Origin of the sequence: Peribacillus kribbensis DSM 17871 (genome assembly GCF_000430765.1) — a bacterium.
GTDB classification, from domain to species: Bacteria; Bacillota; Bacilli; order Bacillales; family DSM-1321; genus Paraperibacillus; species Paraperibacillus kribbensis.
Genome location: NZ_AUMQ01000033.1, coordinates 124,009 through 135,493 on the forward strand (window position 1 = coordinate 124,009; position 11,485 = coordinate 135,493).

Below are 11,485 nucleotides of genomic sequence, written 5' to 3' on the forward strand. Positions count from 1 at the left end.
TTACATGATTCGTTCCAAACTAGATATGCATATGGTTCTTCTGATTGCAGTTACAGTCACTATGGGTTTGTTGATATTTTATCGAATAGCAGACCATGGCTATTATTACTTAGCTTCTTTGGGAGATGCCAAAGAACAATATGTACATTTTTTCAATCTATTTCATGATTTGGTTAGAAGCGGGGAGTTACCTTTCTGGTCATGGACTTATGGTCCTGGAGGGAGCTTTTGGAATGACTTTGGTTATTATATGCTCGGCGATATCTTTATTTGGCCGCTGCTCCTGCTGCCGAAGGCCTGGTTTCCATTGTCTTTTATCCCGATTACAATTCTTAAAATCACCCTAATTAGCTTAGGAACGTATTTACTGCTTAAAAAAATCGGAATAAAGAAATGGATCTCTTTTATTGCCGGGATAGCGAACAGCTTTGCCCTTTTCAACTTTGATCATTTTTACACTCATTATTTCTTTTTAAATGCTGCAGTTTATTTTCCATTTGTACTGTTGGGATATGAGAGATTCCTATCGGCTAAAAAGCCGGCTTTTCTGATTGGGGTTCTTTTCTTAGCCAGCATTAGTAATTTTTACTTCCTCTTCATGATCACTATTGGATTGTTTTTCTATAGTATTTTTAGATATTTTACATTCCACCATAATCATGGGGGTTTCAAGGGATTTTTTTATTTTCACATTAAATTGGCATGTGTTTACTTATTGTCCCTTGGGACGGCTATGGTAATATTTTTGCCATCAGTAATAAGTCTTTTTCATTCCAATGTTTTTCATCGGCCTGATAAAGCCTCGATTGAGAAAATCTTGGATTGGAGTGAACTTCTTACTAAATTAGTTTGGCAGGGCGGGATGAGTTTCCTTCCGTTGATCGTCTTACCCTTGGTATTGGTAAACGGGCTGAAGCGGTATTGGTTTCATGCATTGATGATCATAGCAGTTTTCCTAATGATAGATTTCCAAGAGATCAATTCTCTTATTGCCGGCCTTAGTTCGCCGTTTGAATTTAGAGCATTATTTCTTTATAATACTTTGTTAATCACATTCTCAGCGGTTGTTTTAAACGAGATGGATTTTACACGGATCAAGAACATCGTCATATTGCTATTGACCTCAAGTCTATTATCTATATGGTTACTCAAAAATCCGTTTACCCATTATGCTGGTTATATAGAGTATCTTCCAGCTCTTTTTGCTGTCTTATTTATTTTTTCGCAAAACTTATCAGCAATTGGAGCAAAAAAGTGTTTGGTACTTTTGAGCTCCCTTACGGTAATCCTATACAGCTTATTACTTCCTTATAGTTTAGTTACCGATTTACTTACAAGAACAGAGGGAGGAAATCCCGGGAATTCCCATAAAGGAGTATGGGGAGTATTACCTCTTTTGACTAAAAATGATTATGAACATTATTATAATAATGCAGAGGTTAAGAAAACCCTTCTTCAACTAAAAAAGGATCACGACTTTTATAGGATATATCCGAATAACCCACAGGTTTTAGGGAATAATTCTTCTTTAAGTTATGGGTTCCGCAGCTTTTATTCCTACAATTCTTTATTAAAGTGGGACTTACAGTCTTTCGAAATGGACACATTGGCCCAGATGGGATCAAGACGGATAAATACTTTAAAGGGATATCCTAATGATACATTTGTAACTACGTTATTAAATAATAAATATAGTGTTTCTTTTACTGGCACTAAAACTCAATTATATGGATATGTACCTGTTTATCAAAAAGATAATATTATCATTGAAAAAAATAAATACTTCCTGCCAGTCGGATTTTTGTATAACGGGGCCATTTCTTCTTCTGAGTTTAATCAGATGAACGGGTCATTACATGATGATATCATGCTAAAAAATGCAGTTGTTTCTGAATCTGACTACAAAGATCTAGATTTACCGACTAATACTAAAACATCAATAGAAATCGCGGGCTCCCTTTCTCAAGCAGTATTCAATAGTCCAACTAAAGTAAAGAAAAAGGAGAAAGGCCTGTTGATTTCTTCTAGAAACCCTATAGAAATAACCATACCTGTAAAGGGTCATTCCCTTTCGGATCTCTCTGTTTTTGCAGATATAGTCCCTTACACCACGAATCATGGCATCACGATGCATGCCCTGAATAATGCCGGAAAAAATTATATCTTCGAAAAGAACATGAGAAATAATCAATACGCCCTTACTCAGTATTACTATACAGATACGACTAATAAAGTCATCTTTCATTTTGGGAAGGATCAGGAAACTAAATGGATCAAACTCCAATTACAGCCTGGGACTTTCGTTCTTAAAGATATAAGGGTTACTCTTAGCAGTTACGAAGACTATAAAAAGGAAATAAAGCACTATCAGAAGGACAGTTTAAAGAAAATAAACTATGGGAATAATTTCATCAAAGGGCACTATAATAGCAAACGAAACTCTGTTCTCTTTCTGTCTATCCCTTATTCTTCAGGCTGGAAGGCTTCTATAGATGGGAAAAAAGTAAAGACCTTCCCTGTTCATACTGCCTTTATGGGAATATACGCTCCAAAAGGTAGTCATTCCGTCACTCTTAAGTTTATACCTGAAGGATTTGTTCCGGGTTTGCTTATTTCTATAATAAGTCTAGGTACTGCACTATTAGTTATCAGGAAGAAATTACTTAGTCCCTAAACTACGGGAGATTAAGAATATAATAACCTTTCAAGCATAAAAATAAGACTGACATGAATTCGCATAATGCTTATTTAATCAGTCTTATTTTTTTCAAATTTCACCAGGTGAATGTAATAGTTAAAATAAATAACCGGATAGAGTACACTCAGGGAGGTACCCTTTCCGGTTATAGTTAGTCATTTATCTTTCTCAGCTTTTTATTTGATTAGAGGAAACAATCTCTTTTAAATAATCCATGATATCCTCTTGAAGGTCCTCGTGCTGAAGTGCAAATTCAATCGTTGTTTTTACAAACCCGATTTTCTCGCCAACATCATACCTTTTTCCTTCAAAATCATATGCGAAGACACGCTGTATCTGGTTAAGCTTTTGAATCGCATCCGTCAATTGAATTTCACCCCCAGCTCCTTTTTCCTGCTCGCCCAGAAAATTAAAAATCTCTGGAGTTAATACATATCGTCCCATAATAGCTAAATTTGAAGGAGCTGTACCCAATTTAGGCTTTTCTACAAAACTGTTCACTTGGTAGCGTCTTCCTTCTTGCTGGGAAGGGTCAACAATGCCATATCTATACGTTTCATCCGCAGGTACAGTTTGCACACCAATAACTGAAGACCTAGTCTCCTCATACTGGTTAATTAACTGCTTTAAACAAGGAGTATCACTTTGCACTATATCATCACCGAGCAAAACAGCGAATGGTTCATCTCCTATAAAATTTCGCGCGCACCAGACGGCATGGCCCAGCCCTTTTGGTTCCTTCTGTCTTATATAGTGTATATCTGCCAGGTTAGTAGAGTATCGAACTCTTTCTAATATGTCCAACTTCCCTTTTTCCAGCAAGTTTTGTTCCAGCTCAAGAGCATTATCAAAATGATCCTCAATTGCACGCTTGCCCTTACCGGTTACAATAATAATATCTTCTATACCTGATGCAATTGCTTCTTCCACAATATATTGTATCGTTGGTTTATCCACTATCGGAAGCATTTCCTTTGGCATTGCCTTTGTGGCTGGAAGGAAACGGGTTCCTAGACCAGCTGCTGGTATAATTGCTTTTTTTACTTTACGCATTTTTTTGCTCCTAACTCGAAATAAATTTCCTATTCATCAAATGGAAGCCAAAACCGGCCCACGCTTGTTATAAATAAGTTTAAGGTGTGACAAGTCCTCTACTTTATATATTTTATAATACTTTTCGCTTTTTCCACAACATGCTTGCTGCCGCCTTTTTTATCAACACCCTCTACCATCATGGCAAGAAGCCACTGCGGGTTATTAGGGTTGGTGACGACGAACCAGCCGTTTTCAGTGCCTTTTACGCCTTGCTTTTCTTTAAGCTCGGCCGTTCCGGTCTTTCCTGCCAGCGGCATTTTAAGATCTGCTGCTGCGTGGCCGGTACCTTTAGGATCTGAGATGACTGCCTTCATCATATCGACCACAGCCGATGCCTGCTCAGGCTGGATGACGCTTTGCTTCCAGACCTTTCCTTTGTCCGGGTCGTTTAAAAGAAGGCTTGGCTTAATCAGATTCCCCTGGTTTACAAACGGCGTGTAGGCATCAGCCAGATGAAGGGTGGTCATCTGGATCTGCCCCTGGCCGTAGCCGCTGTCAGCTACCAGGATCTCGCTGCCCATATCGCCCGTCTTGGAGCCCGGGAGCGGATACTCATATGGAAGATCCTCGTTAAAGCCAAAGTCCTTGAGGCCAGCTATGAATTTATCCTTCCCAAGGGCCAGGGCCTGCTGGGCAAAATAGATGTTGTCGGAGTAAATCATGGCTGACTTCATGTTGACTGGGGCGCCGAAATCATGGACACGTGTAACATCGTACTTGCCCCAGCTCTTGGATTTCTGCCATTTCATGCCCGATACCTTCATGGTCTTGCTCGGATCGATGCCGTTTTTCAGGGCAATGGCCGCAGTGAGCGGCTTCATGGTTGAACCAGGAGCATAAAGTGCGCTGAATCGGTTCAGGGACGGATTGTCGGGGTTATTTGCCAGAGCCTGACGTTCCCTCTTCGACATGCCGAGTACCATTTTGTTTGGATCAAAGGACGGACTGCTAACGAGAGCCAGGGTTTCGCCGGTCTTCGGCTGGATGGCTGCCGCAGATCCTACATCTCCTTTATAAGAAGCAAAAATTTTCTTCTGCAGCTCGGCATCAATGGTAAGCTGGATTTTTTCTCCCTGCTTGGCCGGATTTTCTTTTACCACACGTTCTTCTCTATTCTTATCCTGGATGGTAATCTTGGCACCAGGCTCGCCTCTCAGCTTGTCCTCATACAGCTGTTCGAGGCCGCGCTTGCCGATCAGGCTGCTTGAGGTATAGCCTTTTCCCTTAAGCTTCTCCAGGTCCTCTGCCGTTACGGTTCCGATGTAGCCGACAAGATGGGCAGCTGCGTCTTTGTACGGATAGACCCTTGAGGTTTTGTCATCCACATAGACGGACGGAATGCCGTCAAGGTCCTGGGCCAGTCCCATTTGGTCTCCTGGTATGCTTTTGACCGGCACGGCATACGTTGGTTGTACCCAGGATTGATTTAGTTTCGCTTTAATTTCCGGGATGGATAGATGTAATAGCTTGGATACCTTGTTCAGGATGGCATTTTTATCTCCCATCTCTCCCGGCACCATGCTGACTTCATAGACCTTGCTGTTAATGGCCAGTCCTTTTCCGTTGCGGTCATAGATCTCGCCCCGGACGGCCGGCTCGTCATCTACGGACACCTTTTCTCCCTGCTTTAAGTCAGGAAGGATGAAATCCGGTGACCAGTTTAGATACCAGTTGTCATCACTGTCTTTATCTTTTGCTTCCTTCACGAGCTGTGCCTTTTTATCGAAGGAAATGTTTCCAGCGACTGTGTTCATTTTTACAGAAAATGGAATGGATATTTTCTTGGCATCCTTGTGGTCTTGTTCTTCTTTTGGTTTTTTATAGGTGACCTTAAGGTCCTTGGCTTCTATTCCGCTGTAAATGTTCTTATAACGATCCGTGAATTCTTTTTTGCTGATCGGAATTCTGGCAGTCTTGGAGAGATAGTCATACATTCCGCCAAAATCCTGCTTGTTCCAAAGCTGTACAAATTTCTGCATGCGGTCCTCAGGCTGAGGTTCCTTGCTGCAGGACACAAGTACAAGTACAAACGCTAAACACAATACTAGTCTTATGTATTTCATAGTAACCTCCTCTATAAGATGCAATAAAAAAAGCTGCCTCGTGGAATATTATACCGTTTATTGAGCCATTTAACTCATTCCCTGTTTACTAAATTGTAGACATTTGTTGGATTTTTTTCCTTTTGATTTCATAGTTTAATAGAATTGTACTACTAATTTATCTTTTGAGGAGGGGTATTTTTTTGAAGAAAACAAAAATGGCAGTGATCGGACTGATTGTTGCTTTTGCGGCTGTTGCTGTATTTAAACCGGTGCAGGCGGCATCAGCGATTGTCAATCCGAACAAGACGTATACGTATTCGAACATGGCAGCGGATTTAACCAAACTGCAGAAGGCGTATCCTGACCTTGTTAAGGTAAAAGTGATCGGAAAGTCCGAGTTCGGACGGAATATTTATGCGGTGGCCCTGGGAAAGGGCAAGGCGACAGCCTTTATCAATGGCTCCCATCATGCACGTGAATGGCTGACCACCAACCTGAACATGTACATGATCGACCGCTATGCGGGGGCCTATAAAAGCGGCGGCAGCATCAAGGGGTATAATGTACGTTCAGTGCTGAACTCCTCCACCCTGTGGTTTGTCCCGATGGTCAACCCGGATGGTGTGACACTGCAGCAGTCCGGACTGAAGGCATTTCCCGCTTCCTATCATGCCGCCCTCATTAAAATGAATAATGGCAGCAAGAATTTTAAACGCTGGAAGTCCAATGCGAAGGGCGTGGACCTGAACCGCCAGTATGATGCCAAGTGGGCGACGACCAGGAGTCCGAAAGCTCCTTCTTACCGGGATTACAAGGGGATGAAGCCGGCAGCTGCTTCTGAAGTTAAGGCTGTACTCGGCCTCGTGAATTCCATCAACCCGGAGTTGGCACTGTCCTATCATACGAGCGGCCAGATTTTATTCTGGAATTATGAGCAGAAGGGCAGCCGCCTCACAAGCGATAAGGCTCTCGCCAAAAAGCTGAACAGCCTGACAGGCTACCGCCTGTATAACACCACAGACTTCTCCCAGGGAGCGGGCTTCAGCGACTGGTTCTCCCGCATCAAACAGCGGACCGCGTTTACGATTGAAATTTCGCCTTACTATAATGAAACGAACCCACCGGTTTCTGAGTTTCCGGCTGCCTGGAAGCAGAACCAGGCGGCGGGCTTGTTTGCCGGATACGAAAGTGCGAAGAAATATAGTGCACGCATGCACTAAGGCCCCCTTTGCGGGGTCTTTTTTTTGGGGGGTCTGACCCCATTGCCCGGATTGCTATCCCTTGCGGCTAGGGTTTTTCTATCCCCACTCCCCAAGTTATTGTATACTTAGAGAATGCTAGAATATGGGAGGAAACAGAAATTGAAGATTAGTAAGTTTGTATTGTTTCTAGGTCTGTTCTTTGTGTTAGGATTCGCTTCTTTAATGGGATCGAATGCATCGGCAGCTACCCCGAAGGTTTTATCGGATGCGCTAACTGCCGCCAAAAATTTGGATAAGTATACGATGGGGTCAGGTGCGACTGGTAAGAATGTGCCATCTACTTATCTATCGACAGCTAAATCTAAATACAGCTATGCACTTAAGATACTGACAGCTTCACAGGAAAAGACATATGCTTCTACACTCAAATCTATTAAAGCGTCAATTGATCGTGGTACTTATTATGTAGCCGCTGTCCAAGGAGGGCAAACGCTTAATTCATATAAACTAAAGATCGATGCCGCTGCCAAGGCTGGCAAGGCAGATACAGGCCTGCTGGTAACGCTGAACATTGAAAACTCAGCCCAAAATGCGCGATTGAACAAGGTTTCCCCTGCCGCAATCCGCACAAAGATTGATAATAACTACAGTAAGGGAGCCAAATGGGTGCTCTCCACCTACTCAAAGGCTTTATCTGTAAAGCTGCAAATCAATGAAGCCAACAAACGTTTAAGCGGCAGTGCGGATTTTATTGCACCTTACTATAAAAGCGCGATGATCAACCGGACGGAGATTCCTCAGGCGATCTACAAGGCAGCGCTGAATGCTGAGTTTAATAAACTCCATGCCGCTGTTGCCAGCAAAGCCAAGACTGGTAAGCTTGGTGCCTATTATCAGCTGGAAGTTGAGCTTACGAGGCTTGACGGGCTTATTTCACCAGGGATAACCGATAGACAGGTGCCTGATTTGACCAAAAGTATTCAAGTTCAAATTAATAGCAGCTATTATTCTTCTACAGAGAAGAGTCTGCTAAACAAAAGGCTGAACTCCATTTTGGGCCAGGTTAAGATCTCGAAAGCCCAGATCAAGCAGAAGCTGACGGCGGCGGCCATCAAGAAAGGCGTAGAGATACCTCCTGAAATTGTGAAATCTATAGCTTATAAGGAAAGCGGCTTTAAGCAGTTTACAGATGACGGAAAACCTTTCATCAGCAGTGACGGCGGTATTGGAATTATGCAGGTAACTCCTAACGCAACAGGTAAGGATTCACGTGAATGGGAAAAAGCCAAGTATAATATCGTTACCAATATCCAGATCGGGATTGATATTCTTTTAGAAAAGTGGAATTACGCAGGCAGTGAGCTGCCTATAATCAACGACCATAATAAAGCCGTATTGGAAGATTGGTATTTTGCGATTATGGCCTATAACGGCATTTCTTATACTAATGATCCAAACAAGACTTCTAATGCTTATCAACTGGGTGTTTATGACTATATCATCCAAAGAGCACAGCTTAATCCCGAGGTACTGAACAAAGCCAATGTAAAGGTCACCCAGAATCCCGATAAGCTTGGTTATTATATTGATGCCAACGCAAAGTACACAACTAGCAGGCAGACACGGTCTACACAGATGTATACTGCTGGTACGAAATACACTCTGAAAAAAGGAGTTACTTACCGGACTCAGCCTACTACCCAGGCGGGATCCAAGTATACGCTGACTGCAAATACGCAGGTTACCATCGTCCAAACAGGCATTGAGGACACTATGAATGATGACAATCTTCTAAACTGGTATAAAGTCCAGATTCCAGGCAAGAGCGGGTACTGGTATGTGGCTTCACCAAACTTTCCTTAATATAACGAAGAGCCGGAGCAATTCCGGCTTTTTTTCAGTTAAACTGGTGGATTAATATGGTATATTTTTAAAAGTATATATCATCTTTAATTAAGGAGAGTCTAGTCTTGAAGAAAATCATCATTATCCTGGCACTATTTTTTGTAACCATTCTCCAGCCCATCCAGCCGAAGGCAGCTGAAACACTCCAGAGCAGCATGACCAAGGATATCAATAAGTACCTGGGCAAAAACCGTTCTCTGGTAACCTTGAAATATAGGAATCTGGCAACAGGAGAAACTCTATCTATATCAAGCTCCAAAACCGCGAGGGCAGCAAGTACGATTAAGCTCCCGCTCGCCCTCTATATTGTAGAACTGGCTGATCAGCATAAAATAAATCTCTCTGAGAAGCTGACCTACCAAAAGCGCCACTATTACGGAGGAAGCGGCGTGATCCAGAAAGCCAAGGTGGGGACCCGCTATACAATAAAGGATCTCCTTCAAAAGGCCATGGTACATAGCGATAACATTGCATTCATTATGCTCAGGGAGAAAGTTGGAAAGCAGAACTTCATTAAGTACATGAAGAGCATCGGCGGGACGAACGCCTATCCTAATAACCAAAACCTTACTTCACCGGATGATTTGATTATCTATACGGGCAGGCTGTATAAGCTTGCCGAAACCAGCTCCCTTGCACAGCAGCTTGTGGAATGGCTGAAGCATACGGACTATAACACTACGATTCCCAAAGGTATCCCGGGAGTTCAGACAGCCCATAAGGTAGGAATGATTCCCGATGAGAAAATTTATAACGATACGGGGATTGTGTATCAACAAATGCCTTATGCCCTTTCAATCATGACCAGGAGCTTTTCCTATGAAAAATCTCAAAAAGTCATAGCTGATCTCGCAGCCATCATTAATAAGTATCATGTAAAAGCGAACTCCGGCACTGCTTTTACATCGTCAAAAAATATGGCCATATACAAAAATAATAAGGGCACCTTCAGTAAGATTGGTGAATTGAATAAAGGCGAGCTGTTCTCTTATTCTAAAAACTACAATCCATATTATTATGAAATTTTGAGCGGCGGAGAAAAAGTGTATATCAAGAAGATTGGTATATTCATGAAACAGGGAGCTTCCACAAAGGCTGTCAGCGAGAGGGTTTTAGGCAAGATTTCACTTCTTGGAAATACACCGGTTTCAGCCCTGGTTTCGGGAAAAATGGTTAATCTGGGCTCGCTTGCAAAAGGGCAGACCTTTGCTTATGTAGGAAAAGATGATAAATTAGGCTACTCGGTTCTTCTTGGAGGAAGGGTTGGGTATATTCCTCTTAATCTGGCAAAGAAATTTTAAATTAGGTAATTTGCCAGTCAGCGGCGGCGGTTTATCGGCTGCCGCTTTTTTTGTTAGTGGGTCTAGGTACTATGAGTTCGAAACCCGGGTTTCGAATTATTTCCCGAACCTCCAACCCTTATGGATAAACGGTTTTAATGTTGGAAAAGGGGTCAGTACCCAAACTAATCAAACGTTTGATGAAACATAAATGCAGGTGTCGGACAAAAACTAACAATTAAATTTAACTCTAGGGGGAGTTTCTTGGATGGATAATACAAGAGTTAACAAGGTATATATTATATCCGGTCCAGCTGGCATAGGGAATTCAACTACGTCAATAAAAGAAATTGAGACAGTGTATCCAATAACAGTGGTTAATCTGTTAAAGGATTTTGTCTGAACTAACAAGAGCTAGCAAAGTTTATGCAAATGTGTACGGGTCCTGCATTCGCTCCATCCTATTAATGGTAAATGAAGTTTATATTTATTATTAGATTGCATCCAACCTCTCTTTTGGTATGATGTATCTGAGGTGGTAACATTTGTTCAAAGTGCTTGGAATCATGGCAGGAGTGTTCCTTTTTACTATTTTATTGATTGCTTCTATATCTGTGCTTTTCACTCATTATTATGTTTCAAAGTCACTAAAAGAAGGACCGAAAGAAGTATTTTACATACCAGAAAGCATGAACCAATGCGTAGGCATTGTACATGATTGGAAAGGTGCCCCTCCCCTGCACATAAAAAATAACACAATCATTTATCGTATTCCTGAAAACGGAATTTTAAAAACGTCCTCACCAGCGAACTTTGGTTTTGAACCCGAGAATAATTCAGGCTGGCACGAAATTAAGTACTATTATGTGGATAAAAATCGTAAAGCCATAAAAGAATTAACCCGTGAACAAAACATGATTTCTCATGAACTCTACAGCATGTTAAGTGACCGGGAAGAGAATAATGATAAATTCATATATGAATACAAGATAACATCTTTTTGGGTTGGCAAAGAAAAAAATGACTATAACTACGCTGAATGTTTTGAGCCTACCTATCCTGGTCAGTTAATTGAGCAGCTTGGAAAAGGAAAAAAAGCTCCTGCTCAGTGAGCAAATAATAGCTTTTTTTTATTTACCCTGAATGGATAACTGATGGTCTAGATTTTTGCCTCATAATTTTTGGAGTGTATCATGTAGCTCTTTTTATTTATCAGAGCAATTCTTCTTGGTGGTGTCATATACAGAATCGGTTTTACTA

Annotated in this window: 7 protein-coding genes; 5 read left to right on the top strand and 2 right to left on the bottom strand. The window is 41.7% G+C overall.

The window, feature by feature from the left end:
- The first annotated feature begins 4 nt into the window (after positions 1-4).
- Positions 5-2,674 carry a YfhO family protein gene (locus H539_RS0106160; RefSeq protein ID WP_026692813.1) on the top strand — a complete coding sequence of 890 codons (2,670 nt, stop codon included), beginning with the start codon at positions 5-7 and terminating at the stop codon, positions 2,672-2,674.
- 192 nt (positions 2,675-2,866) lie between these two features.
- Here the strand turns inward: H539_RS0106160 and galU are convergent, their stop codons facing one another.
- Both galU and H539_RS0106170 read right to left on the bottom strand, forming a co-directional pair.
- On the bottom strand, positions 2,867-3,751 hold the full coding sequence (gene galU / locus H539_RS0106165; protein WP_026692814.1) for a UTP--glucose-1-phosphate uridylyltransferase GalU: 885 nt from the start codon (positions 3,749-3,751) through the stop codon (positions 2,867-2,869).
- A 98-nt stretch (positions 3,752-3,849) separates the two neighbouring features.
- Positions 3,850-5,856, bottom strand: a complete 2,007-nt coding sequence (locus H539_RS0106170) for a penicillin-binding transpeptidase domain-containing protein (RefSeq protein ID WP_180321044.1) — start codon at positions 5,854-5,856, stop codon at positions 3,850-3,852.
- 182 nt (positions 5,857-6,038) lie between these two features.
- Here H539_RS0106170 and H539_RS27890 point away from each other — a divergent pair, with 182 nt between their 5' ends.
- The 4 genes from H539_RS27890 (at position 6,039) to H539_RS0106200 (ending at position 11,337) form a co-directional block, all read left to right on the top strand.
- Complete coding sequence (locus tag H539_RS27890; protein WP_051348463.1) at positions 6,039-7,058, top strand: M14 family zinc carboxypeptidase; 1,020 nt, start codon at positions 6,039-6,041, stop codon at positions 7,056-7,058.
- A gap of 141 nt (positions 7,059-7,199) precedes the next feature.
- Positions 7,200-8,903: a transglycosylase SLT domain-containing protein gene (locus tag H539_RS30015; protein WP_051348464.1), complete on the top strand. Its 1,704-nt coding sequence runs from the start codon at positions 7,200-7,202 to the stop codon at positions 8,901-8,903.
- Between the two features lie 107 nt (positions 8,904-9,010).
- The gene (locus tag H539_RS0106185; protein WP_026692816.1) at positions 9,011-10,246 is read left to right on the top strand and encodes a serine hydrolase; all 1,236 of its coding nucleotides are present in this window, start codon (positions 9,011-9,013) and stop codon (positions 10,244-10,246) included.
- A gap of 533 nt (positions 10,247-10,779) precedes the next feature.
- Complete coding sequence (locus tag H539_RS0106200; RefSeq protein ID WP_342664001.1) at positions 10,780-11,337, top strand: DUF6843 domain-containing protein; 558 nt, start codon at positions 10,780-10,782, stop codon at positions 11,335-11,337.
- Positions 11,338-11,485 lie beyond the last annotated feature (148 nt).